At 60.9% G+C, this 25,406-nt stretch carries 16 protein-coding genes; 11 read left to right on the plus strand and 5 right to left on the minus strand.

The annotated features are described in order from the left end of the window. Nucleotides 1-47 precede the first annotated feature (47 nt). The 3 genes from guaB to HU730_RS17575 all read left to right on the plus strand — a co-directional run bounded on the left by guaB (nt 48) and on the right by HU730_RS17575 (nt 4,916). Nucleotides 48-1,517: an IMP dehydrogenase gene (gene guaB, locus HU730_RS17565; RefSeq protein WP_186527707.1), complete on the plus strand. Its 1,470-nt coding sequence runs from the start codon at nt 48-50 to the stop codon at nt 1,515-1,517. Nucleotides 1,518-1,643: 126 nt separating this feature from the next. Beyond that, nucleotides 1,644-3,221, plus strand: a complete 1,578-nt coding sequence (guaA, locus tag HU730_RS17570) for a glutamine-hydrolyzing GMP synthase (protein WP_186527708.1) — start codon at nt 1,644-1,646, stop codon at nt 3,219-3,221. A gap of 240 nt (nt 3,222-3,461) precedes the next feature. Beyond that, nucleotides 3,462-4,916, plus strand: coding sequence for a TrkH family potassium uptake protein (locus HU730_RS17575; RefSeq protein WP_186527709.1), 1,455 nt, complete (start codon nt 3,462-3,464; stop codon nt 4,914-4,916). Between the two features lie 61 nt (nt 4,917-4,977). On the opposite strand, the gene HU730_RS17580 is transcribed toward HU730_RS17575, so the two are convergent. Then, nucleotides 4,978-5,748 carry an APH(3')-II family aminoglycoside O-phosphotransferase gene (locus HU730_RS17580; protein ID WP_186527710.1) on the minus strand — a complete coding sequence of 257 codons (771 nt, stop codon included), beginning with the start codon at nt 5,746-5,748 and terminating at the stop codon, nt 4,978-4,980. A gap of 14 nt (nt 5,749-5,762) precedes the next feature. Further along, the gene (gene treR, locus HU730_RS17585; RefSeq protein ID WP_186527711.1) at nt 5,763-6,467 is read right to left on the minus strand and encodes a trehalose operon repressor; all 705 of its coding nucleotides are present in this window, start codon (nt 6,465-6,467) and stop codon (nt 5,763-5,765) included. Between the two features lie 254 nt (nt 6,468-6,721). Here treR and treP point away from each other — a divergent pair, with 254 nt between their 5' ends. From treP to HU730_RS17610, 5 genes are all read left to right on the plus strand, one after another. Continuing rightward, on the plus strand, nt 6,722-8,164 hold the full coding sequence (gene treP, locus HU730_RS17590; RefSeq protein WP_034128010.1) for a PTS system trehalose-specific EIIBC component: 1,443 nt from the start codon (nt 6,722-6,724) through the stop codon (nt 8,162-8,164). A 122-nt stretch (nt 8,165-8,286) separates the two neighbouring features. After that, on the plus strand, nt 8,287-9,933 hold the full coding sequence (gene treC, locus HU730_RS17595) for an alpha,alpha-phosphotrehalase (protein WP_186527712.1): 1,647 nt from the start codon (nt 8,287-8,289) through the stop codon (nt 9,931-9,933). A gap of 166 nt (nt 9,934-10,099) precedes the next feature. After that, nucleotides 10,100-11,320 (plus strand): carbohydrate porin, encoded by a 1,221-nt coding sequence (locus HU730_RS17600; protein WP_054897800.1) that lies wholly within the window; start codon nt 10,100-10,102, stop codon nt 11,318-11,320. Between the two features lie 209 nt (nt 11,321-11,529). Continuing rightward, nucleotides 11,530-14,064, plus strand: coding sequence for a phosphoenolpyruvate--protein phosphotransferase (gene ptsP, locus HU730_RS17605; RefSeq protein ID WP_186527713.1), 2,535 nt, complete (start codon nt 11,530-11,532; stop codon nt 14,062-14,064). Between the two features lie 2 nt (nt 14,065-14,066). Continuing rightward, on the plus strand, nt 14,067-14,345 hold the full coding sequence (locus HU730_RS17610) for a PTS transporter subunit EIIB (RefSeq protein WP_089042370.1): 279 nt from the start codon (nt 14,067-14,069) through the stop codon (nt 14,343-14,345). 136 nt (nt 14,346-14,481) lie between these two features. Here the strand turns inward: HU730_RS17610 and mltF are convergent, their stop codons facing one another. Continuing rightward, on the minus strand, nt 14,482-15,942 hold the full coding sequence (gene mltF, locus HU730_RS17615; protein ID WP_186527714.1) for a membrane-bound lytic murein transglycosylase MltF: 1,461 nt from the start codon (nt 15,940-15,942) through the stop codon (nt 14,482-14,484). A 286-nt stretch (nt 15,943-16,228) separates the two neighbouring features. On the opposite strand from mltF, the gene purL reads away from it, so the two are divergent. The 3 genes from purL (at nt 16,229) to HU730_RS17630 (ending at nt 21,044) form a co-directional block, all read left to right on the plus strand. Beyond that, nucleotides 16,229-20,125, plus strand: a complete 3,897-nt coding sequence (gene purL / locus HU730_RS17620) for a phosphoribosylformylglycinamidine synthase (RefSeq protein ID WP_186527715.1) — start codon at nt 16,229-16,231, stop codon at nt 20,123-20,125. Nucleotides 20,126-20,129: 4 nt separating this feature from the next. Continuing rightward, on the plus strand, nt 20,130-20,441 hold the full coding sequence (locus HU730_RS17625; protein ID WP_054897795.1) for a hypothetical protein: 312 nt from the start codon (nt 20,130-20,132) through the stop codon (nt 20,439-20,441). 309 nt (nt 20,442-20,750) lie between these two features. Then, nucleotides 20,751-21,044, plus strand: a complete 294-nt coding sequence (locus HU730_RS17630) for a DUF6124 family protein (RefSeq protein ID WP_229999976.1) — start codon at nt 20,751-20,753, stop codon at nt 21,042-21,044. Nucleotides 21,045-21,159: 115 nt separating this feature from the next. Here the strand turns inward: HU730_RS17630 and nagE are convergent, their stop codons facing one another. After that, nucleotides 21,160-22,857 (minus strand): N-acetylglucosamine-specific PTS transporter subunit IIBC, encoded by a 1,698-nt coding sequence (gene nagE, locus HU730_RS17635; RefSeq protein WP_186527716.1) that lies wholly within the window; start codon nt 22,855-22,857, stop codon nt 21,160-21,162. Nucleotides 22,858-22,883: 26 nt separating this feature from the next. Continuing rightward, nucleotides 22,884-25,397, minus strand: coding sequence for a phosphoenolpyruvate--protein phosphotransferase (gene ptsP, locus HU730_RS17640; protein WP_034128647.1), 2,514 nt, complete (start codon nt 25,395-25,397; stop codon nt 22,884-22,886). Nucleotides 25,398-25,406 lie beyond the last annotated feature (9 nt).

A 25,406-nucleotide genomic window follows, 5' to 3' on the forward strand; every position in this document is an offset into this window, starting at 1 on the left:
ATGTATATAATGGCGCGCTTCCATTTTCCCGCTCGGGAGCCCCCGCGATGCTGCGTATCAGCCAAGAAGCTCTGACATTCGACGACATTCTCCTAGTGCCCGGTTATTCCGAGGTACTTCCTAACGAAGTCAGTCTCAAGACCCGCCTAACCCGTGGCATCGAGCTGAATATTCCCCTGGTTTCCGCTGCCATGGACACCGTCACCGAAGCCCGTCTGGCCATTGCCATGGCTCAGGAAGGCGGCATCGGCATCATCCACAAGAACATGACCATCGAGCAGCAAGCTGCCGAAGTGCGCAAGGTCAAGCGTTACGAAGCCGGTGTGGTGAAAGATCCGATCACCATCGAAGCTGACGCCACCGTGCGTGACCTGTTCGAACTCACGCGTATGCACAACATCTCCGGCGTCCCGGTGCTGCACGATGGCGACCTGGTCGGCATCGTCACTTCCCGTGACGTGCGTTTCGAGAACCGCCTTGAAGTCACCGTCCGCGAAGTGATGACGCCTAGAGAGCGCCTCGTCACCGTCAAGGAAGGCGCCGACAAGAACGATGTGCGCGAACTGCTGCACAAGCACCGCATCGAGCGCGTGCTGATCGTCGACGACAAATTCGCCCTCAAAGGCATGATGACCGTCAACGACATCGAAAAAGCCAAGGCTTACCCACTGGCCAGCAAGGATGACCAAGGTCGTCTGCGCGTTGGCGCTGCTGTCGGTACCGGTAAAGACACCGGTGATCGCGTCTCGGCGCTGGTCGCTGCCGGTGTTGACGTGGTAGTGGTCGACACCGCCCACGGCCACTCCAAAGGCGTGATCGACCGCGTGCGTTGGGTCAAGCAGAACTTCCCTGAAGTGCAGGTGATCGGCGGCAACATCGCCACCGGCGCTGCCGCCAAGGCCCTGGCCGAAGCTGGCGCCGATGCAGTCAAGGTCGGTATCGGCCCAGGCTCCATCTGCACCACGCGTATCGTCGCCGGTGTGGGCGTGCCGCAGATCAGCGCCATCGCCAACGTCGCCGCTGCCCTTGAAGGCACTGGCGTACCCTTGATCGCCGACGGTGGCATCCGTTTCTCCGGTGACCTGTCCAAGGCCATCGTAGCCGGTGCCTCCTGCGTGATGATGGGCTCGATGTTCGCCGGTACCGAAGAAGCGCCGGGCGAGATCGAACTGTTCCAGGGCCGTTCGTACAAGGCTTACCGTGGCATGGGTTCGCTGGGCGCCATGTCCCAGGCGCAAGGCTCTTCCGACCGTTATTTCCAGGACTCTTCGGCAGGCGCCGAGAAGCTCGTACCGGAAGGCATCGAAGGCCGTGTGCCGTACAAAGGCACCCTGAGCGCGATCATCCATCAACTGATGGGCGGCCTGCGTTCCTCGATGGGCTACACCGGCAGCGCCAACATCGAAGAAATGCGCACCAAGCCAGAGTTCGTACGGATCACCGGCGCCGGCATGGCTGAATCCCATGTCCACGACGTGCAGATCACCAAGGAAGCGCCAAACTATCGGGTCGGCTGACGCCGACAGCTAAAAGCCACAAGTTATAAGCTGCAAGCGGGGCTGTGTTCGTACAGCTACCGCGCGGCTTCCGATTACTTGCAGCTTGCAGCTTGAAGCTTGCAACTGCTCTTCAGAGTTTCTTTCATGGCCCTCGACATTCACGCCCACCGCATCCTGATCCTCGACTTCGGTTCCCAGTACACCCAGCTGATCGCCCGCCGCGTGCGTGAAATCGGCGTGTACTGCGAACTGCATCCGTTCGACATGGACGATGAAGCGATCCGCGAATTCGCACCCAAAGGCGTCATTCTCGCCGGTGGCCCCGAGTCCGTTCACGAAGCCAATAGCCCGCGCTGCCCGCAAGCGGTATTCGACCTGGGTGTGCCGGTATTCGGCATCTGCTACGGCATGCAGACCATGGCCGAGCAACTGGGCGGCAAGGTAGAAGGCTCCGAGCTGCGTGAATTCGGTTATGCCCGTGTGGACGTGATCGGCAAGAGCCGCCTGCTGGACGGCATCGAAGACCACATCGACGCCGACGGCCTGTTCGGCCTCGACGTCTGGATGAGCCACGGTGACAAGGTCACCAAAATGCCGGAAGATTTCCACATCCTGGCCAGCACCCCGAGCTGCCCGATTGCCGGCATGTTCAGCGATGAGCGTCGCTACTACGGGGTGCAGTTCCATCCGGAAGTGACCCACACCAAGCAAGGCGGGCGCATCCTGTCGCGTTTCATCCTCGACATCTGCGAGTGTGAAGCCCTGTGGACCCCATCGAAAATCGCTGAAGACGCCATCGCCCAGGTGCGCGCCCAGGTCGGCACCGACAACGTGCTGCTCGGCCTGTCCGGTGGCGTTGACTCCTCGGTTGTGGCTGCCTTGCTGCACAAGGCCATCGGCGACCAGCTGACCTGCGTATTCGTCGACAACGGCCTGCTGCGCCTGCACGAAGGTGAGCAAGTAATGGCCATGTTCGCCGAGAACATGGGCGTCAAGGTGATCCGCGCCAACGCTGAGGACCAGTTCCTCAACAACCTGGCCGGCGAGTCCGACCCGGAGAAGAAGCGCAAGATCATTGGTCGCACCTTCATCGACGTGTTCGATGCCGAGTCCAACAAACTGGACAACATCAAATACCTCGCCCAGGGCACCATCTACCCCGACGTGATCGAGTCGGCCGGCGCCAAGAGCGGCAAGGCCCACGTGATCAAGTCCCACCACAACGTGGGCGGCCTGCCTGAGGAAATGAACCTCAAGCTGGTAGAACCGCTGCGCGAACTGTTCAAGGACGAAGTCCGCCGTCTGGGCCTGGAACTGGGCCTGCCGTACGACATGGTCTACCGCCACCCATTCCCAGGCCCTGGCCTGGGCGTGCGTATCTTGGGTGAAGTGAAGAAGGAATACGCCGACCTGCTGCGTCGCGCCGACCACATCTTCATCGAAGAACTGCGCAAGGCCGACTGGTACCACAAGGTCAGCCAGGCGTTCGTGGTGTTCCAGCCGGTGAAATCGGTTGGCGTTGTAGGTGATGGCCGCCGTTACGCATGGGTTGTTGCACTGCGTGCTGTAGAGACGATCGACTTCATGACAGCGCGTTGGGCACACCTGCCTTACGAACTGCTGGAGACGGTCAGCGGCCGGATTATCAACGAGATCGAAGGTATCTCGCGCGTGACGTATGACGTGTCGAGCAAGCCGCCGGCGACGATTGAGTGGGAATGATGGGACGTCCGGCATTGTCCGGCACGATCTAGCAAGAAATGCCCTGGAGCCCGCGTAATTGCGGGCTTTTGGCTTTCTGAGGTTGGCACTTTCAGTTGCTTTGTGCATTGCCAGGTAGGGGGCTGGCCTTTTGAGACGCGTAGCCTGACTGATAGCGCGTAAAAATTTTACGGAGAATTTACGCAGCCTGTTTGGGGGGCGTCCGATACTGCGCGGTGCTCATTTCGGAACGCTACTGTGATGTCACTCGCAGCAATTCGGCTTATCGGCTTCATCTTAGGTATTTTTTTGATCACGCTGGCCGTAAGCATGGTGATTCCCATGATTACACTGGTGGTCTATGAGCGCAGTGACGATCTCTCGGCCTTCCTCTGGGCGAGTTTGATTACCTTCATTTGCGGCCTTCTGTTGATCGTGCGGGGCCGCCCGGATATTGGCCATCTTCGCCCAAGGGACATGTACTTACTGACTACCGCAAGCTGGGTAGTTGTGTGCACCTTCGCTGCATTACCCATGGTGTTCATCAGCAAGATCAGCTACACCGACGCCTTCTTTGAAACGATGTCTGGCATCACAACCACTGGCTCGACCGTGCTAAGCGGTCTGGATAGTTCATCTCCCGGGTTGCTGATCTGGCGTTCTATGCTCCATTGGTTGGGCGGCATCGGTTTTATCGGCATGGCTGTGGCGATTCTTCCACTTTTGCGCATCGGCGGCATGCGTCTGTTCCAGACAGAGTCCTCAGATTGGTCCGAGAAAGTGACACCTCGCTCCCATGTCGCAGCCAAGTACATTCTTTTGCTCTATCTGGGGCTGACAGGCATCGGAACCCTGTCGCTCTGGCTCGCTGGAATGACGCCATTTGAAGCGGTCAACCATGCGATGTCGCTGATCTCTACCGGAGGATTCTCAACTTCGGACGCCTCTCTTGGGCATTGGACGCAACCAGCGATTCACTGGGTGGCAGTAGCCATCATGGTTCTGGGCAGCCTGCCATTCACCTTGTACGTTGCAACATTGCGAGGTAATCGGCGTGCCTTGATCAGAGATCACCAGGTGCGCGGATTTATCGGATTCTTGCTCATCACATCGTTGGCTGTGGGTACCTGGCTGCACTTTCACAGTGATCATGGATGGTGGGATGCGTTTCGTATCGTGGCCGTCAATGTGACCTCGGTGGTCACGACCACCGGCGTTGCGGTGGGCGACTACACCTTGTGGGGCAGCTTCGCGGTCTTGCTGTTTTTCTATTTAACCTTTGTCGGTGGCTGTTCCGGCTCAACGGCAGGCGGTCTTAAAATCTTCAGATTTCAGGTGGCTGCCGCTCTGCTGGTCAGCAGCTTGAAGCAGTTGATCCATCCTCGAGCCGTGATTCAGAAAAAATACAACGGCCATCCCATCGACGAGGAGATTGTGCGCTCGCTTTTGACCTTCTCGTTTTTCTTCATCATCACGATTGCCGCTATCGCTTTGGGCCTGGCTCTCATTGGGCTTGATTGGATAACCGCGTTGAGCGGCGCCGCCACGGCGGTGTGTAACGTCGGGCCAGGCCTGGGCACAATCATTGGGCCGGCAGGCAATTTCTCATCATTGCCGGATGCGGCCAAATGGTTACTTACCGTTGGAATGCTTCTGGGAAGGCTGGAAATCCTGACGGTGCTGGTACTCGTAACGCCGGTTTTCAGAAGGTATTGACCCAGCGAGTGACGGTGCTGGCGCTACAAACTATTCGAGGTATGAATATCAGCTTTGAGCGTCAGAAAAACTCATCCAGCAGACAATAGAACTTCATCCGCTGCTCATCGGGCTCAACGCCATAAGCCTCAAAAAATGGCCTCACCCATGCCAGTCCCAGATTGCTTTCAATACTTCGTGCTGCCAAGGCAAGGTCTTGAAACCGATCGCTGACCCCCAGCCGTCCACAGTCGATGAAGCCGCTGAAACAACCCTCTGCCGCCATGAAGTTCGGCAGGCAAGCGTCGCCATGGGTCACTACCAGATCATGAGTCTTTGGCTGAGTCGCCACCAGTTCAGCAAACACATCCTCAGCGCTTTGCCCCAGTCGCTCGTCGTCGAAATCTGTCTCGTCCACGAGGCCGGCACTGACATGTTGCTGTGCGCGTGCGATGCGCAGCTGGAGGGAGTGATCGAAGGGGCACAGGGCCACGGGTAACTGGTGCAAAGTACGCAGCGCGGTCGCCAGGATGTTGATAATTTGCTCGGCTGAAAGCTCGCTGGCGCTGGCCAGGTCCTGTCCCGGTATGGTGGTCATCAGCAACCAATGGCGATGGGCCGCTGTAACTTCATCCAAGACCATAGGCGCAGGCAGACCCATTTGCTGCAGCCACCTGAGGCGATCAATTTCGTTTGCCAACTCACCGTGTTCCTCGAGGAGCTCGGACTTCAGGAACAGATCCGTGCCGCCGTCCTGGCGCAGGCGAAAGACGTCAGCGCGCGATTCACCAATGGCCTGTTGTTCAATCAGTGCATGGGGAAATTGTTCCCGCCATTTGTGGGGAATATTCATCGTTGTCTCCGGCGTCAGCGCCGCGCCACATCAGAAAAATAAAACTTATCCAACGTATGCCGCGACTCGGTGTACTCGAACTGCCTTCCATCCTGCAAAAACGTCTGGTTACTCACCACAATCACATGGCTTTGCCCCTCCAGATCCAGATGCGCCTGGTCGTCCTTGCTGCGTGGCAGGGCTTCGATGGTGCGTTGCGCGTAGCTGATCTGCAGCTGCAGCGTTTGCTCGATAAACGCGTAGATCGACTGCTCGGCGATGTCGCGGTCCAGGCCGGGAATCAGGTCGCTGATGAAGTGGTTGATGTCCAGAATCACGCGTTTGCCGCCGATGCGGCGCACCCGTTTGATGCGCGTGATCAGGGTGCCGGGTTCGGCCTCGATGTGTTGCAGCAGTGAGCCTTCCAACGGGATCTGGGCGAACTCGACCACGTCGGTACGTACATCATCGCCCAGGTCAGCGTGGGTTTCGTGGAAGCTGACGATGCCGCCCAGTTGGAACTCGATCGGGTTGGGCGACAACACAAAGGTGCCCTTGCCGTGGATTTTTTGCGCAAAGCCACGTTCCTGCAACTGCTCGATCGCGCGCCGTACGGTGCCACGGCTGGCCTGGTAGGCGTCCATCAGTTCGGTTTCGGAGGGAAGGCGCGTACCGCGTTGCAGGCGCTCGGTGGTGATGCTGGCAAGCAGATCCGTATAGATCTGGTTGTATTTGCTCATGGGATGGCTCTTGCCCGGCGTTATGAAGGTGGACTGCGCGTTCAAGGCAGGAACCTTAGTGGCAGAGGTTGGGTTTGTCCATTGGACACCCGTGCCCGTAGGTGAAAAACCTGACGGAAAGATCGTATGAATAAACAAAAGTGTAACTCGTACAGACGAGTTGTTGATTTAACTCGTACAGACGAGTACTTTTCCCTCCTCGGCGTGCTGCCAACGACTGCCACCCATAAAAACAATCACAGTGGAAAACGAGCATGAGCCACGACTATTCAACGATTGCCCGCGAGATCCTCGACAACCTCGGAGGCCGCGAAAACCTTGAGCAGGCTGCCCATTGCGTGACCCGCCTGCGCCTTGCGCTCAAGGACCCCAGCCTGGTCAACAGCAGTGCCCTGAACCAGGTTGACCTGGTCAAGGGTTCGTTCTTTACCGGCGGCCTGTTCCAGGTGGTGATCGGCCCCGGCGAAGTGGAAAAGGTCTACGCCGCCCTGCGCGAACTGACCGGCCTTGCCGCTTCGACCATTGCCGACGTCAAGAAAGCCGGCGGCGACAAGGCCAACCCCATGCAGCGCCTGGTGCGGGTGTTCTCCGATGTGTTCATGCCGATCCTGCCCGCGCTGATCATCGCCGGCCTGTTGATGGGCGTGAACAACCTGATGGGGGCCAAGGGCATGTTCATCGAAGGCCAGACACTGCTGGAGGCCTACCCGAACCTGGATGGCCTGTGGAGCCTGATCAACCTGATGGCCAACACCTCCTTCGTGTTCCTGCCGGCACTGGTGGGCTGGTCGGCGGCCAAGCGGTTCGGCGGCAGTGAAATCCTCGGCATCGTGCTGGGCCTGATGCTGGTGCACCCGGACCTGCTCAACGCCTGGAACTACGGCAAGGCGGTCGCCGGCCTCGACGGCCAGAGCCTGCCGTACTTCGATATCTTCGGCTGGTTCCAGATCGAGAAGGTGGGTTACCAGGGGCAGATCCTGCCGATCCTGATGGCGGCCTTTGTCATGAGCGTAATCGAGAAGTGGCTGCGGGCGCGGGTGCCGAATGCCATTCAATTGCTGGTGGTGCCGATCACCACCATCGTGGTCACTGGTGTGCTGGCCCTGGCAATCATCGGCCCGGTGACGCGTCACCTCGGCATCCTGATTACCGAAGGCCTGGTCACCCTGTTTGAAATCGCACCTATGATCGGCGGCGCGATTTTCGGCCTGCTCTATGCGCCGCTGGTGATCACCGGTATGCACCACATGTTCCTGGCCGTCGACCTGCAGCTTATTTCCACCCAGGGCGGCACCTTTATCTGGCCGATGATCGTCATGTCTAACCTGGCCCAGGGCAGCGCCGCGCTCGGGGTGTTCTACATGACTCGCAATGCGCGGGACAAAAGCATGGCCTCGACCTCGGCCATTTCAGCTTACTTCGGCATCACTGAGCCGGCGATGTTCGGGGTGAACCTGCGTTTCAAATTCCCGTTCTATGCCGCGCTGCTGGGCTCGGCGCTGGGCAGCATTTTCCTGTCGTTGAACAAGGTGCAGGCCTCGGCCATCGGCGTCGGTGGGCTACCCGGGTTTATCTCGATCGTACCGAGCGCCATTCCGATGTTCGTGATTGGCATGGTCGTGGCGATGGTCGTGCCGTTTGCGCTGACGTGCATGTTGAGCATGAAGATCGTTCGGCCGGGTTACCGGGTCGCCTGAAGATCGCTATCGCAGGCAAGCCAGCTCCAACAGTGATGTGTGAACACATTCAAATGTGGGAGCTGGCTTGCCTGCGATGAGGCCGGAAGGGCCAACACCCAACTCTACTGAAGGAACCCACCATGCAAACCTGGCAACACTCGGTGATCTACCAGATCTACCCCAAAAGCTTCCACAGCCACGCGGGTAACGCCACCGGTGACCTGCTGGGCATCGTGGACAAACTCGACTACCTCAAGTGGCTGGGCGTGGATTGCCTGTGGGTTACTCCGTTCCTGCGCTCGCCCCAGCGCGACAACGGCTACGACATCAGCGACTACTACGCCATCGACCCCAGCTACGGCACTATGGCCGACTGCGACCTGCTGATCAGCGAAGCCGCCAAGCGTGGTATCAAGCTGATGCTCGACATCGTGGTCAACCACACCTCCATCGAACACGAATGGTTCCAGCAGGCGCGCAGCAGCCTCGACAATCCCTATCGTGACTTCTACATCTGGCGCGACCAGCCGAACAACTGGGAATCCAAGTTCGGCGGCTCGGCCTGGGAATACGAAGCGCAGACTGGCCAGTACTACCTGCATCTGTTCGACCATACCCAGGCCGACCTCAATTGGGATAACCCCAAGGTACGCGCCGAAGTGTTCAAGATGATGCGCTTCTGGCGCGACAAAGGCGTGGGCGGCTTCCGCCTGGATGTGATCAACCTGATCTCCAAGCCCGCCGATTTCCCCGAAGACCACAGCGACGGTCGCCGTTTCTACACCGACGGCCCGAACGTGCACCAATACCTGCAGCAAATGCACCGCGAGGTCTTTGAAGGCCATGACCTGATCAACGTGGGCGAGATGTCATCCACCCGCCTGGAACACTGCATTCGCTACTCGAATCCAGCGTCGAAAGAGCTGTCGATGACCTTCAATTTCCATCACCTGAAAGTCGATTACCCCAACCTGCAGAAGTGGGTGAAGGCCGATTTCGATTTCCTGCAACTCAAGCAGATTTTCTCCGACTGGCAGGTGGGCATGCAGGCCGGTGGCGGCTGGAACGCGTTGTTCTGGTGTAACCACGACCAGCCACGGGTGGTCTCGCGCTTTGGTGACGACGGCGAATACCGCGTGGTCTCGGCCAAGATGCTCGCTACGGCGCTGCACTTTCTGCAGGGCACGCCATATGTGTATCAGGGCGAAGAGCTGGGCATGACCAACCCCGGCTTCGACAGCATTTCGCAATACCGCGATGTGGAAACCCTGAACATCTTCCGCCTCAAGCGCGACGCGGGAGAGTCCGAAGCCTCGAGCATGGCGGCGATCATGCAGAAGTCTCGCGATAACGGGCGTACGCCCATGCAGTGGAGCACCGAAGCGAACGCCGGGTTCAGCCGCGGTGAACCCTGGATCGGCATTCCCGCGAATGCTGCGCAGATCAATGTCAACAGCCAGATGGATGACCCGGATTCGGTGCTGCATCACTACCGCAGGCTGATCGACCTGCGCCGTCGCGAGCCGCTGATACAGCAAGGCGTTTACCGTGCGTTGCTGCAAGACCATCTCCAGGTCTGGGCGTACCTGCGTGAAGGTCATGGCGAGCGCCTGTTGGTACTCAACAACTTCTATGGATCGTCGTGCGAGATCCAACTGCCCGAAGGCGTGATCAACGCCGCAAACGAGCAACGCCTTCTGATCAGCAACTACCCCGATTGCCCGCTGCGCACGAGCATGATGGTGCTACGCCCTTATGAATCCTTCGTGCTGCACCTGACTGGTTGAAATGCCCCCTGTAGGAGCGAGCTTGCTCGCGAAGATCGCCAACGCTAACGCGCCCCTCCAGGTGTTGCGTGGAGGTTGCAAATTCTTCGCGAGCAAGCTCGCTCCTACAGGTGATCGCGTCACGCAAGACAGCAAGAAAAAACAATAAAAATAAAAGGAGCACTTCATGAAAACAACAATAAAACTGGGCCTTATTGCCTCCTGCCTCACGGTGCCTTTTGGCGCGCAGGCCCTGGAATTTGCCGGGTATTTGCGCAGCGGCGCGGGCACGTCAACGGGCAGCGGCAAGCAGCAATGTTTCCAACTGCCGGGTGCGCAAACCAAGTACCGCTTGGGCAACGAATGCGAGCAGTACGCAGAGCTGGAACTGCGTCAGGATTTGCTGACCCTCGATGACGGTTCGGTGTTCAGCGTCGATGCCATGGCTTCCCTCTATAACAAGTACGACCGTGCCCTGAAGTTCCAGGGTGAAAACAATGGCTCGGCGCGCATGCCGCAGATGTATGCGCAATGGTCCAACCTGCCCAGTCTCAATGGCGGTTCGCTGTGGGCCGGGCGGCGTTACTACAAACGTAACGACATCCATATTTCCGACTTCTACTACTGGAACCAGAGCGCCACCGGTGGAGGGATCGAGGACGTGTTGATCGGCGGCTTGAAATACAGCTACGCCCTGTCGCGCAAGGACAACCTGTACCAGAAGGAGTACGCCACCCGTCACGACTTCAACGTCGCAGGTTTCAAGACCAACCCCGGTGGCGAACTGGAACTTGGCTTGAGCTACATCGCCAAGGCCGGTGGGCGTGACACCAACAGTGGCTGGGCGCTGACGGCGCAGCATGTACAAGCGGCCTTCCTGGGTGGCAAGAACAAGTTTGCCCTGCAGTACGGCGAAGGCCCCGGCACCGGTCTGGGTTACACCGGCAATACCACGTTGGACAAAAGCAGCAAAAGTTACCGCGCCGTGGAGTTCTTTGATTGGCAAGTGACCCCGCGTTTCGGCGGGCAAGTCGAGGCGGTGTACCAGAAAGATGTGCGCCCAGGGCGTCAGGACCAGAACTGGATGTCGCTCGGTGTGCGTCCTGCGTATGCGCTCAGCGAGCAATTCAAACTGGTCACTGAGCTGGGGCACGATCAGGTCGAGGCCACCGGCGGTACGCGCAAATTGAGCAAATTTACCTTCGCCCCGACCTGGTCGCCCAAAGGCCCTGAGTTCTGGGCGCGGCCGGAAGTGCGGTTGTATTACACCTATGCGTCCTGGAACAAAGCGGCCAAACGTGCGGCCAATGAGCTGGCGGCGGGCTCGGCGTTGTCCGACACCGGCGCCTATGGCACGGCGCGGCATGGGTCGAACGTCGGTGTGCAGGTCGAATATTGGTGGAAGTAAGCCGGGCTCGTGTGCGAGCGGGCTTGCTGTGGCGAGGGAGCTTGCTCCCGCTCGACTGCGCAGCAGTCGCAGGCTTTTGGGGGCGCTTCGCACCCCAGCGCAAGCAAGCTTGCTCGCCACAGCAAGCCCGCTCCCACCTTTGATCTTCGTCATCCTCAACCTTGCATCGGCTCAATGATTTTTAAAGAACAACACAAACAGGTGAAGTCATGACCACATCTCAACCCCTGGAACTGCTGGCACCCTTGTCCGGGGTTTTGCTGGCGCTGGATCAGGTCCCCGACCCGGTATTTTCCGGCCGCGTGATTGGCGATGGCCTGTGCATCGACCCCACCTCGCAGACCCTCTGCGCGCCGTTGGCCGGGGTGATCAGCAATATTCAGGACAGCGGACACGCCGTCAGTGTCACCGCCGATAACGGAGTGCAGGTGCTGCTGCATATTGGCCTGGACACCGTGAACCTGGCAGGCCAGGGCTTCACCCGGCTGGTCGAGGAGGGCCAGCGGGTGGAGGCCGGGCAGCCGCTGATCGAGTTCGATGCCGATTATGTGGCGCTCAATGCACGTAGCCTGCTGACCTTGATGCTCATTGTGAGCGGCGAGCCGTTTGTGCCATTGGTGGCCGGTCAGGCGCTGGTGGAGTCCGGCCAGCCTCTGGTGCAGGTCTCACCGGGGCCGATGCCCGCTGAGGTGGACGAGGAAGAGGGCAATGCGCTGTTTTCCAAGCCAGTGACACTGCCCAATGCCAGCGGCCTGCACGCCCGCCCTGCGGCGGTGTTTGCCCAGGCGGCGAAGGGGTTCAGTTCCAGCATTTTCCTGCACAAGCAAACCCTGAGCGCCAATGCCAAGTCGCTTGTGGCGATCATGGCGCTGCAGACCTCCCAGGGCGACAGCGTGCAAGTGAGCGCGGCGGGGGAAGATGCCGAGGCGGCAATCCAGGCGCTGGTGGCGTTGCTGCTCGACGGCTGTGGCGAGACGCTGCCGGTAGCGGTCGAGGCGATCAACGAGCCCGCCACGCCAGCGTCTTCTGCGTCCGTGTTGCGAGGCGTCTGCGCGTCGCCGGGCTCGGCGTTCGGCCAGGTTGTCCAAGTGGCTGAACCGGCGCTTGAGATTCCCGAAGCCGGTGCCGGAGAAACCTTCGAACGTACCGCATTGGCCCGTGGCCTGCGGGCGGCAAACGAAGCGCTGCAAGCGTTGCAGGCCAAGGCGGCCGGCAGTGCCCAGGCCGAGATCTTCCGCGCCCACCAGGAACTGCTCGAAGACCCGACCCTGCTTGAACAAGCCCATAGCCTGCTGGCCGAAGGCAAGAGCGCGGCCTTTGCCTGGAATACGGCCACGGTGGCGACCGCCAGGCTCTTCGAAGGCTTGGGTAAAACGCTGCTGGCTGAGCGTGCGGCGGATTTGGCCGACGTCGGCCAGCGCGTGCTCAAGTTGATCCTGGGGGTGCCGGAGCGTTCCATGGAGCTGCCGGAGTGCGCCATTCTGGTCGCCGAACAATTGACCCCCTCACAAACCGCCGGCCTGGATACCAGCAAAGTGCTGGGCTTCGTTACGGTCGCCGGTGGCGCTACCAGCCACGTGGCCATCCTCGCCCGGGCCCTCGGCCTGCCATCCCTTTGCGGTGTACCCAGTCAAGTATTGGCCTTGGCCAACGGCAAGCGGGTACTGCTCAACGCCGACAAAGGCGAGCTGCAGCTGGAGCCGAACCTGGCTGAAATCGAGCAACTGCAGGCGGTTCGTCAACAGCAAAAGCTACGGCTGCAGCGTGAAGTGGCACAGGCCTCACAGGCGGCGGTCACCCGCGACGGTCACCACATCGAGGTCACAGCCAACGTCGCCTCATTGCAGGAAGTGGAACAGTCACTGACCCTGGGCGCTGAAGGCGTGGGTCTGCTGCGTTCGGAGTTCCTCTACCTGGAACGCAACCGTGCCCCGAGCGCAGAGGAGCAGGCCGACACCTACAGCGCCATCGCCCGCGCCCTCGGCCCCGAGCGTAATCTGGTGGTACGTACCCTGGATGTGGGCGGCGATAAACCCTTGGCCTATGTGCCGATGGAAAGCGAGACCAACCCCTTCCTTGGCCTGCGCGGTATCCGCCTGTGCCTGGAACGCCCCGAACTGCTGCGTGAACAGTTGCGTGCGATTCTTGCCAGTGCAGGCTTGGCGCGGCTGCATATCATGTTGCCGATGGTCAGCCTGCTGTCGGAGCTGCACCTGGCGCGCAAGATGCTCGAAGAAGAGGCGCTGGCCCTCGGGCTGACCGAGTTACCGAAGCTGGGCATCATGATCGAAGTCCCCAGCGCAGCGCTGATGGCGGATGTGTTTGCGCCCCATGTGGATTTCTTCTCCATCGGCACCAACGACCTGACCCAGTACACCCTTGCCATGGACCGCGACCACCCGCGCCTGGCCAGCCAGGCCGACAGTTTTCACCCGGCCGTCCTGCGCCTGATCGACATCACCGTCAAGGCGGCCCATGCCCATGGCAAGTGGGTGGGCGTATGTGGTGCGCTGGCGTCCGAAACCCTTGCTGTGCCGGCGTTGATCGGCCTGGGTGTGGATGAGCTGTCGGTCAGCGTGCCGCTGATCCCCACCATCAAGGCCACCGTGCGCGAACTGGACCTGCACGACTGCCAGATCATTGCCCGCCAAGTGCTGGGCCTGGAAGAAGCCGATCAAGTGCGCGAGGCCCTGCGCCTGTACCACGCGGCCACCGTTGAAACCTCACCTGTCGTGGAGCACTGAGCATGTTCGAGAAATTGCAGCGGGCGTTCTGGAAAGCCCTGACGCCTGATTTGGTGGCCGAGACGGTCGCACCGACGACGCCGAGCCTGTTGTCGGCCGATGTGGTGAGTGCATTGGGCGGGGAGGGGAACGTCACGTCACAGCAGCGCGTGGCACTCACGCGGGTGCGCGTGCAATTGCGCGAGGCGGGGCGTTTGGATGAGTCGGCGTTGAAGGCGGCGGGTATACCCGCAGTGATGGTGTTGACGGGTGGGGTGGTCCATCTGCTCACCGGCCTATAAGGCGACGATGATCCCATGTGGGAGCCGGGCTTGCCCGCGATAGCGGTGTGTCAGGCGCCGAATACCTTGACTGTCAGGCCGCCATCGCGGGCAAGCCCGGCTCCCACAGGGATTTGCAGTGTGCGGGCTGTCGTGATCAGAGTTGTGGGGTGTCTTGTGGCGGCTTGGTCTTGTCCACGCCCGGCACATGCAGGTTGCCTTCCACCACCTGGTTGCCCTCCAGCTGCGGCTGGGTCACCCAGGTAAGGATGTCGTAGTAACGCCGGATGTTCGCCACAAAATGCACCGGCTCGCCGCCGCGGGCGTAGCCGTAGCGGGTCTTGCTGTACCACTGCTTCTGCGACAGGCGTGGCAGCATCTTCTTCACGTCCAGCCACTTGTTCGGGTTCAGGCCTTCTTTCTTCGCCAGGATGCGCGCGTCGTCCAGGTGGCCGGTGCCTACGTTGTAAGCGGCGAGGGCGAACCAGGTGCGGTCGGGCTCGGCGATCTTGTCGTCCAGCTCATCCTTGATCCGGGCCAGGTACTTGGCGCCGCCCATGATGCTCTGCTTGGGGTCCAGGCGGTTGGACACGCCCATGGCTTGCGCGGTGTTCTGGGTCAGCATCATCAGGCCGCGCACGCCGGTCTTGGACGTGACCGTGGGTTGCCACAGCGATTCCTGATAACCAATGGCTGCCAGTAAGCGCCAATCGACTTTCTCGGCCTTGGCATAGGCGCGAAAGTGTTTCTCGTACTTGGGCAGGCGTTGTTGCAAGTGCTGGGCAAAGGTGTAGGCGCCGACATAGCCGAGGACATCTACGTGCCCATAGTAGCGGTCCTTCAGGCGTTGCAGGGTGCCATTCTTCTCGACCTTGTCCAGGTAACTGTTGATCTCGTTTAGCAGGCTGTTGTCGTCGCCTGCTGCTACGGCCCAGCTTTGATTGCTGGCATTGCCGAGGTCGAAGGCCACGCGCACGTTGGGGAAGTACACTTGGTTCATGGCCACTTCGTTGGAGTCCACCAGGGTCAGGTCGATTTGCCCTTCGTCGACCATGCGCAGCAAATCCACCACTTCCACCGCGTCGGATTCTTCGTACTCAATCGCCGGGTTCTGTTTTTTCAGCGCCGCCAGTTGCTCGGCGTGGGTGCTGCCCTTGAGCACCATGATCTTCTTGCCCACCAGGTCGGCGGCGTTGGTCGGGCGCGATTGGCCGTTGCGGTAGATGATCTGCGGGGTGACTTCAAGGTACGGGTGGGAGAAGCGCACCTGCTGCTGGCGCTGGTCGCTGCTCACCAGGCCGGCGGCGGCGAGTACCGGGCCGTTGGGTTTGCCCAGCCGGCTGAACAGGTCGTCGAGGTTGTCGGCCGTCTCGATTTCCAGCTTCACCCCCAGGTCGTCGGCAAAGCGCTTGACCAGTTCGTATTCGAAGCCGGTTTCACCGTTGCGATCCTGGAAATACGTAGCGGGACTGTTGCGAGTGACCACCCGCAATACGCCATCCTCCTTGATTCGCTCCAGTGTGCTGGGTTTATCAACACAGGCACTGAGCATCAGGAAGAGCAAGGTGGCGATGAGCCATTTGGCGCATCGCAGGCGCGAAACAGTTGGGAAGAACATCTGCGCAGTATACGCAAACGGCTCACGGCGCCATATCTCGACAGCGGTGCACTTGTCTGCTAGCCAGCCTGAAACTGTGCTGCAACCCGCAGAAACAGGGCTTGGCGAGCGATTGTGACGGTTAAAATAACTGCGCCGAATGCCCTGGATAACGCCGTGATCGCAGGCAAAGCGTGCCAACTGACGTTCGGCGGCGGCCACCGGTAGCGTTTCGGGTGCCGTTGGCGAAGGTTTACGCTAGAATGCACGGCCTCAAAGCACACCCCTTCCCGAGGCTGTCCCGAAGATGTTGATCCTGCGCGGCGCTCCTGCCCTTTCTGCCTTTCGCCACAGCAAACTCCTTGAGCAACTGAGCCAGAAGGTTCCAGCTGTTACAGGCCTGTACGCTGAATTTGCTCACTTCGCCGACGTAACCGGCGTCTTGACCGCCGACGAACAGCAAGTGCTGGCACGCCTTCTGAAGTACGGCCCAAGCGTTCCCGTTCAAGAGCCGACTGGCCGCTTGTTCCTGGTTCTGCCACGGTTCGGCACCATCTCGCCCTGGTCGAGCAAGGCCAGCGACATCGCCCGCAACTGCGGCCTGGATAAAATCCAGCGCCTGGAGCGTGGGATCGCCTTCTACGTCGCCGGGCAGTTCAGCGAGGCCGAGGCCGAGCTGATCGCCAGCAGCCTGCACGATCGCATGACCCAAATCATCGTCAGCCAGCTGGAACAGGCTGCCGGCCTGTTCAGCCATGCCGAACCCAAGCCGCTCACCGCGATTGACGTGCTCGGCGGTGGCCGCGCCGCCCTCGAGAAGGCCAACACCGAGCTGGGCCTGGCCCTGGCCGAAGACGAGATCGACTATCTGGTCAACGCCTTCACCGGCTTGAAGCGCAACCCCCACGACATCGAACTGATGATGTTCGCCCAGGCCAACTCCGAGCACTGCCGTCACAAGATCTTCAACGCCAGTTGGGACATCGACGGCCAAAGCCAGGAAAAAAGCCTGTTCGGCATGATCAAGAACACCTACGTGATGCACAGCGAAGGCGTTTTGTCGGCTTATAAGGACAACGCCTCGGTGATCGTCGGCTCCGTCGCCGGTCGCTTCTTCCCGGACCCGGAAACCCGCCAGTACGGCGCGGTGCAGGAGCCGGTGCACATCCTGATGAAGGTTGAAACCCACAACCACCCGACCGCGATTGCCCCGTTCCCGGGCGCAGCCACCGGTTCGGGCGGCGAAATCCGTGACGAAGGCGCCACCGGCCGTGGTGCCAAGCCCAAGGCGGGCCTCACCGGTTTCACCGTGTCCAACCTGCAGATCCCGGGCTTCGAACAGCCGTGGGAAGTGCCGTACGGCAAGCCTGAGCGCATCGTCACCGCGCTGGACATCATGATCGAAGGCCCGCTGGGCGGCGCTGCGTTCAACAACGAATTCGGGCGCCCGGCGCTCACCGGTTACTTCCGGACCTTCGAGCAGTCCATCACCACCCCGCGTGGCGATGAAGTGCGCGGCTACCACAAGCCGATCATGTTGGCTGGCGGTATGGGCAACATCCGTGAAGAACACGTCAAGAAAGGCGAGATTCTGGTCGGCTCCAAGCTGATCGTGCTCGGCGGCCCGGCGATGCTGATCGGCCTGGGCGGCGGTGCGGCCTCTTCCATGGCCACCGGCACCAGCTCGGCCGACCTGGACTTCGCTTCCGTACAGCGCGAAAACCCTGAGATGGAGCGCCGCTGCCAGGAAGTCATCGACCGTTGCTGGCAGTTGGGTGACAAGAACCCGATCAGCTTCATCCACGACGTCGGCGCCGGTGGTTTGTCCAACGCCTTCCCGGAACTGGTCAACGATGGCGACCGTGGTGGCCGTTTCGAACTGCGCAACATTCCAAACGACGAGCCGGGCATGGCCCCGCACGAAATCTGGAGCAACGAATCCCAGGAACGCTACGTACTGGCCGTTGGCCCTGAAGACTTCGCACGCTTCCAGGCCATCTGCGAACGCGAGCGTTGCCCGTTTGCCGTGGTCGGCGAAGCCACTGCCGAGCCGCAGCTGACGGTTACAGATAGCCACTTCGGTAACAGCCCGGTGGACATGCCGTTGGAAGTGCTGCTGGGCAAAGCCCCGCGCATGCACCGTTCGGCCAACCGTGAAGCTGAACTGGGCGATGATTTCGACCCAAGCACGCTGGACCTGGCCAACAGCATCGAACGCGTGCTGCACCATCCGGCCGTGGCGAGCAAGAGCTTTTTGATCACCATCGGCGACCGCACCATCACCGGCCTGGTTGCCCGTGACCAAATGGTCGGTCCATGGCAGGTGCCGGTGGCCGACGTTGCCGTCACCGCCACCAGCTTCGACGTGTACACCGGTGAAGCCATGGCCATGGGCGAGCGCACACCGCTGGCCCTGCTGGACGCTCCGGCGTCGGGCCGCATGGCCATTGGTGAAACCCTCACCAACATCGCGGCCTCGCGTATCGGCAAGCTGTCCGACATCAAACTGTCGGCCAACTGGATGTCCGCTGCCGGCCACCCGGGTGAAGATGCGCGCCTGTACGACACGGTCAAAGCCGTCGGCATGGAGCTGTGCCCGGAACTGGGTATCACCATTCCGGTGGGCAAGGACTCCATGTCCATGGCTACCCGCTGGAACGAAGACGGCACCGACAAGAGCGTCACTTCGCCGCTGTCGCTGATCGTTACCGGTTTCGCGCCGGTCACTGACATCCGCCAGACCCTGACCCCGCAACTGCGCATGGACAAGGGCACCACCGACCTGATCCTGATCGACCTGGGCCGTGGCCAGAACCGCATGGGCGCTTCGATCCTGGCGCAAACCCACGGCAAGCTGGGCAAGCAGGCCCCGGACGTCGATGACGCCGAAGACCTCAAAGCCTTCTTCGCCGTGATCCAGGGCCTGAACGCCGACGGCCACCTGTTGGCTTACCACGACCGTTCCGACGGTGGTTTGCTGACCAGCGTTGTCGAGATGGCCTTCGCCGGTCACTGCGGCCTGAACATCGTGCTCGACAGCGTTGCCGAGGATGCTGCCGAAATCAACGGCATCCTGTTCAACGAAGAATTGGGTGCAGTGATCCAGGTACGCCAGGACGCGACCCCAGACGTGCTCGCGCAGTTCAGCGCCGCTGGCCTGGCCGAGTGCGTGGCGGTGATTGGCCAGCCGATCAACAACGGCGAAGTCAATATCTCCTTCAACGGCGACACAGTCTTTACCGGTCAGCGCCGCTTGCTGCAACGCCAGTGGGCCGAGACCAGCTACCAGATCCAGCGTCTGCGCGACAACGCCGACTGCGCCGAGCAGGAATTCGACGTGATCCTGGAAGAAGACAACCCGGGCCTGAGCACCATGCTCAGCTTCGACGTCAACCAGGACATCGCCGCGCCTTACATCAAGAAGGGCATTCGCCCACAGGTTGCCGTACTGCGTGAGCAGGGCGTCAACGGCCAGGTGGAAATGGCAGCAGCGTTCGACCGCGCCGGCTTCAATGCGATCGACGTGCACATGAGCGACATCCTCGCCGGTCGCGTCGACCTCAATGAGTTCAAAGGTCTCGTAGCCTGCGGTGGTTTCTCCTACGGCGACGTGCTGGGTGCCGGTGAAGGCTGGGCCAAGTCGGCCCTGTTCAACAGCCGTGCCCGCGATGCGTTCCAGGGCTTCTTCGAACGCAACGACAGCTTCACCCTGGGTGTGTGCAACGGTTGCCAGATGATGTCCAACCTCAGCGAACTGATCCCGGGCAGCGAGTTCTGGCCGCACTTTGTGCGTAACCGTTCCGAGCAGTTCGAAGCCCGTGTCGCCATGGTGCAGGTGCAGGAGTCCAACTCGATCTTCCTGCAGGGCATGGCCGGTTCGCGCATGCCAATCGCCATCGCCCACGGTGAGGGCCACGCCGAATTCAGCAGCGAAGAAGCGCTGCTTGAAGCCGACCTGTCCGGCACTGTAGCCCTGCGTTTCGTCGACAACCACGGCAAGGTCACCGAAAGCTACCCGGCCAACCCGAACGGCTCGCCACGCGGGATCACCGGCCTTACCAGCCGCGACGGTCGCGTGACCATCATGATGCCGCACCCGGAACGCGTATTCCGCGCCGTGCAAAACTCGTGGCGCCCGGAAGAGTGGAACGAAGACGGCGCCTGGATGCGCATGTTCCGCAACGCTCGCGTGTGGGTGAACTAAGGCCGTGTACAAGCTCGCCTTTTTCGTGCCCGACAGCCATGTGGAGACGGTAAAAACCGCCGTCTTCGCAGCCGGCGGCGGGCGCATCGGCGACTACGACAGCTGCGCCTGGCAAGTGCTGGGCCAGGGCCAATTCCGCGCGTTGGACGGCAGTCAGCCGTTTATCGGGCAGGTGGGCCAGGTTGAAGTGGTTGAAGAGTGGAAGGTTGAGTTGGTGGTGGCAGATGAATTGATCGTGGCCGCTGTGGCTGCTTTGAAACTCAGTCACCCGTATGAGACTCCGGCGTATGAGGTGTGGCAGTTGGCGGATTTTTGATTCGTTGATTGTGTAAACAAGAAACCCGCTGGGCCAGTTTGGTCAGCGGGTTTTTTGTTGGTTTTAAGTGCCAATCGCAGGCAAGCCAGCTCCCACATTTGACCCCGTTGTCAGACCGTACATCAATCCCATGTGGGAGCTGGCTTGCCTGCGATGGCGTCGGTTCAGGCACCTCAGAACTTTCCGACAAGCCTTTCAGGTTGTCCGTCGGAACTCGCACAACTAACCTTCTCGAGTCGCTGCCAATTCAGTGACCGGGACTGCAAGCCTGAAAAGTCACTAGGAGCCTATTCCATATGGAGTTTAATGATGATCAGCGACAACTTGCTAACTGGTTCAATCTCATCTCAAGCCGAGTCCCGCCAAGCTGGTGATTCACCGTCCGACCAGATCTTCACCGTACTACCCAGTCTGAACACCGAAACCCTGCTCGCCAATGCCTCCCAAGACCTGGCATCCGTACAGGCACTGGCGGGTAATCTGGCTTTTGAAATCGACGGCCCGCACCGTGATGCGGTGCTGGGGATTCATCGGATGGTAGAGGGTATTCAGTTGATGGTGGATCGAGTACTGGATCTACACGAAGTACCCACCAGTAACTGAATACACCACACTCTGTGGCGAGGGAGCTTGCTCCCGCTGGAGTGCGAAGCGCTCCCAGGATTTTTGGGGCCGCTGCGCAGCCCAGCGGGAGCAAGCTCCCTCGCCACAGGGGAAATCAGGCGTTGATCCGGCGAGTCACCAACCGCTCCAACGCTTCACCCAACCCGGACGCCTTGTCACCCATCAACAAGTGCCAAACACCGCTTTCAAGTTGACTCACACCCTGGCAACCCAGCGCAGTGAGCTGAGCTTCTGACAATCTCGAGTCATCCCCCAACTCCACCCGCAGCCGGGTCATTGCCACCGCTTCCAGATGCCGTACATTCCCCCGGCCACCCAGCGCATTCAGCCATTGCTCGGCCTCCTGCACATTCACCACCACCGGCTTATCCACAGGTGCCACCGCTACAGGCACTGCTGCAACAAATCCCGGCATCGCCAAGCGAATCTCATCGGCAATGCTATCGGCCATCGGCCCAACCACCACCTGCAAACTGCCGCCGTTACCCGGGCGCACTACAGCCATGGCACCCAGCGCTTTCAGTTCAGCATCCACCGCCTTGTTGCGATCCACCATGTCCAAGCGCAGGCGCGTAGTGCAAGCGCCGACACTGAGCAGGTTCTGCGCACCACCCAACGCCTGGATATAAGCCGTCGCACGCTGGTTATCACTCATCGCTTCAGCCTGCACCGCCTGGATGTCTTCACGGCCCGGCGTCTTCAGGTTGAAGCGGCGGATGCAGTAGCTGAACACCGTGTAGTAGATCACCGAGTAGGCCAGGCCTACCGGTACCACCAACCAGCCATTGGTGGACTTGCCCCAACCCAGCACCATGTCGATAAACCCACCGGAGAAGGTAAAGCCCAGGTGGATATTCAGCAGGTCGGTGACCGCCATCGACAGGCCAGTGAGCAGCGCGTGAATCAGGTACAGGAAGGGCGCCAGGAACATGAAGGCAAATTCAATCGGCTCGGTCACCCCGGTGAGGAACGAGGTCAGCGCCATCGACAGGAAAATCCCGCCCATCACTTTGCGCCGCTCAGGCAACGCATTGCGGTACATCGCCAGGCAGGCAGCCGGCAAGCCGAACAGCATCACCGGGAACATGCCGGTCATGAACTGGCCGCCTTTGGGGTCGCCAGCAAAGTAGCGGGTCAGGTCGCCCGTGACCACCGCGCCGGTTACCGGGTCGGTGAAGCTGCCGAACACGAACCACGCCATGTTGTTAAGGATGTGATGCAAGCCAGTGACGATCAGCAGGCGGTTGAACACGCCAAACACGAACGCACCGAGGCTGCCGCTTTCCATCAACAGCACGCCGAAGCTGTTGATGCCGTGCTGGATCGGGGGCCAGATCAGGCCGAAAATCACGCCCAGGCCCACCGCGCTGAACCCGGTGACAATCGGCACAAACCGCCGCCCACCGAAGAACGCCAGGTACTCCGGCAACTTGATGTCCTTGAAGCGGTTGTACAGCCCACCGGCCATCAAGCCGCTGGCGATACCGGCGAGCATGCCCATGTTGATGGTGGTGTCCATCACCTTGAGCGTGGAGATCATCACCAGGTAACCAATCGCCCCGGCCAGGCCCGCAGTGCCGTTGTTGTCACGGGCAAAACCCACGGCGATGCCGATGGCGAAGATCAGCGCCAGGTTGGCGAAGATCGCCTGGCCGGCGTCGTGCATCACCGCGATGTTGAGCAAGTCGGTGTCGCCCAGGCGCAGCAAGAGCCCGGCAATCGGCAGGATCGCGATCGGCAGCATCAGTGCACGGCCCAGGCGTTGCAGGCCTTCGATAAAGTGTTGGTACATGGCGTGTCTCCCTATTCTTGTTGTTTTCAGCTCAGCGGCCAGTGGTGTTGACAGGCTTGGCGAACGGCCTTGGCGCTGCTCAGGTTGAGCAGTTCCTGGCTCAGCTGCCGGCATTGCGCCGCGTCCAGATGGCGAACGCGGTCCTTGATCTCTCCGACCTGCGGCGGGCTCACCGACAGCTCGGTGACGCCCAGGCCGACCAGTACCGGCGTGGCCAGCGGGTCAGAAGCCAACGCACCGCATACGCCGACCCAACGCCCATGTTTCGCCGCACCGGCGCAGGTGTGCGCGATCAGTCGCAGCAAGGCCGGGTGCAGCGCATCGACGCGCGCGGCCAAGCCTGCGTGGTCGCGGTCCATGGCCAGGGTGTACTGGGACAGGTCATTGGTGCCGATGGACAAAAAGTCCGCATGTTCGGCCAGCTGTTCAGCCATCAGCGCAGCGGCGGGCACTTCGATCATCACCCCCAGTTCGGGGCGCTGGCTCAAACCCAACTCGGCGCACAGTTCATCCAGGCGCTGGCGAATCTGCAGCAGTTCATCCACCTCGCTGACCATCGGCAACAGGATGCGGCAACGCGCCAGCGGCGAGACTTGCAGCAGGGCACGCAGTTGCTGGTCGAGCAATTCCGGACGCACTTGGGCCATGCGAATGCCGCGCAGGCCCAACACCGGGTTGGCCTCGATCGGCAGCGGCAAATAGTCGAGCTGCTTGTCGCCGCCCACGTCGATGGTGCGGATGATCACCGACTTGTCGCCCATGGCATCCAATACGGCCTGATAAGCCTGACGCTGTTCCTGCTCATCCGGCGCGGTACGGCGGTCGACGAAGAGGAATTCGGTGCGTAGGAGGCCGACGCCATCGGCACCGTTTTCAAACGCCACTTGGGCCTCGCTGCTGGAAGCAACATTGGCGGCGATTTCAATGCTCACACCGTCGCTGGTGCGTGCCGGTTGTTGCGCCTGGGCCTGTTGCTGCTGGCGACGCAGTTTTTGCGCGTCGCGAATCTGGTGTACTTCAGCATGGCGCGCGTCCGTAGGGGCCAGTTCCAGCCGGCCATTAACGGCGTCCAGCACCACGCGCTGGCCCTGAGGCACATCCAATACCTCGGCACCGAGTGCGACCACGCAGGGCAAGCCTTTACCTCGGGCAAGAATCGCGACGTGGGAGGTGGCGCCGCCTTCGGCCATGCAGATACCGGCTGCGTGCTGCTCACTCAGTTGCAGCAAGTCTGACGGGGTCAGTTCATGGGCGCTGACAATCGATCCGGCGGGTAACTCGAAGTGCCAGGCCTCACCCAGCAAGGCCCGCAATACGCGTTGTTGCAGGTCGCGAAGATCGTTGGCGCGCTCGGCAAACAACGGCTTGCCCAACGCCAACAGCACGGCGCACTGGGCCTGGATCGCATCACGCCAGGCGTGGGTGGCAGCGCTGCCGTGGGCGATGGCGTCGGTGGCCGCTTCCAGCAGCGCCGGGTCTTCGAGCAGTGCAAGGTGAGCGGCGAAGATGTCTTCTTCCTCGACATTCTTGCGTTGGCGGGCATGCTCGAGGGTGCTGCGGATTTCGTCACGCACCTGCTCCAGTGCCGTGTCGAGGCGCTGCTGTTGTTCGTCGGCGCTATGGTTACCGGTGTCTTCGGGCAGCTCGATGCCGGACAGGCGGAACAGTGGCCCGCACACCAGGCCGGGTGCTGCACACACGCCTTGCAGCACATCGGCTTCCACACTGGCGCGACGTGGCGCAGCAGTGGCTACCGGGGCGTGATGGGCTTCGCTGACCGCCACGGATAGCGCCGCGACCAGCCCTTGCAACGCCGCCTCTGCGTCTTGGCCACGGCAACTCACCCGCACTTCGTCGCCTTCGCCGATGCCCAGTCCCATCAAGCCAATCAGGCTGTCGCACGACGCCGATTTATCAGCGAAGTGCAGGTGCGACTGGCTGCTGAAACCCTGGGCGGTCTTGCGGATCAGGGCGGCAGGGCGTGCATGCAAACCGCCTCGATGGGTAATGCGTACGCTGGCGCTGGCCTCGAAGCTGGAGTTATCCACAGCTGCTTGGGCGGTGGCGGTGGTGCGCGCAGCAATCTGCAACAACGGCTCACCGATCTTGACCGTCTTCAGCGCCACGGGCGTCAGCTCAAAGCGCTCACTGTTGGTCAGGATGATCAAGCTCACCAGGCTCTTGCACTGGCGCGCAATGCGGTCCAGATCAAACTGCACCAACGGCTGACCCTCGCTCACCCGTGCGCCTTCCTTCACCAGCAAGGCAAAGCCTTCGCCATTGAGCTCCACGGTGTCGATGCCCACATGCATCAGCATCTCAGCACCGTTATCGGCGCGGATGGTCAGGGCGTGCCCGGTGCGGGCGACGTGGATGATCACGCCGTCACAGGGCGCGTGCAGGCAGTCGTTCAACGGGTCGATAGCGAGACCGTCGCCCATGGCGCCGCTGGCGAACACTTCGTCGGGGACGCGGTTCAGGGCCAGCACCGGCCCACTCAAGGGGGCGCTAAGGGTCAATGGATTATTGTTGTTGGGCATGGGCACGGT

Source organism: Pseudomonas sp. SWRI22 (genome assembly GCF_014268395.2).
GTDB lineage: Bacteria > Pseudomonadota > Gammaproteobacteria > Pseudomonadales > Pseudomonadaceae > Aquipseudomonas > Aquipseudomonas paracarnis.

Bases quoted from the DNA above. Each gene is read 5' to 3' on its own strand.
- ptsP (WP_186527713.1), top strand. From the start codon at position 11,530: ATGACCACATCTCAACCCCTGGAACTGCTGGCACCCTTGTCCGGGGTT.
- treP (WP_034128010.1), top strand. From the start codon at position 6,722: ATGAGCCACGACTATTCAACGATTGCCCGCGAGATCCTCGACAACCTC.
- treC (WP_186527712.1), top strand. From the start codon at position 8,287: ATGCAAACCTGGCAACACTCGGTGATCTACCAGATCTACCCCAAAAGC.
- HU730_RS17600 (WP_054897800.1), top strand. From the start codon at position 10,100: ATGAAAACAACAATAAAACTGGGCCTTATTGCCTCCTGCCTCACGGTG.
- nagE (WP_186527716.1), bottom strand. From the start codon at position 22,857: ATGTACCAACACTTTATCGAAGGCCTGCAACGCCTGGGCCGTGCACTG.
- HU730_RS17580 (WP_186527710.1), bottom strand. From the start codon at position 5,748: ATGAATATTCCCCACAAATGGCGGGAACAATTTCCCCATGCACTGATT.
- HU730_RS17630 (WP_229999976.1), top strand. From the start codon at position 20,751: ATGATCAGCGACAACTTGCTAACTGGTTCAATCTCATCTCAAGCCGAG.
- treR (WP_186527711.1), bottom strand. From the start codon at position 6,467: ATGAGCAAATACAACCAGATCTATACGGATCTGCTTGCCAGCATCACC.
- guaA (WP_186527708.1), top strand. From the start codon at position 1,644: ATGGCCCTCGACATTCACGCCCACCGCATCCTGATCCTCGACTTCGGT.
- mltF (WP_186527714.1), bottom strand. From the start codon at position 15,942: ATGTTCTTCCCAACTGTTTCGCGCCTGCGATGCGCCAAATGGCTCATC.
- guaB (WP_186527707.1), top strand. From the start codon at position 48: ATGCTGCGTATCAGCCAAGAAGCTCTGACATTCGACGACATTCTCCTA.
- HU730_RS17610 (WP_089042370.1), top strand. From the start codon at position 14,067: ATGTTCGAGAAATTGCAGCGGGCGTTCTGGAAAGCCCTGACGCCTGAT.
- purL (WP_186527715.1), top strand. From the start codon at position 16,229: ATGTTGATCCTGCGCGGCGCTCCTGCCCTTTCTGCCTTTCGCCACAGC.
- ptsP (WP_034128647.1), bottom strand. From the start codon at position 25,397: ATGCCCAACAACAATAATCCATTGACCCTTAGCGCCCCCTTGAGTGGG.
- HU730_RS17575 (WP_186527709.1), top strand. From the start codon at position 3,462: ATGTCACTCGCAGCAATTCGGCTTATCGGCTTCATCTTAGGTATTTTT.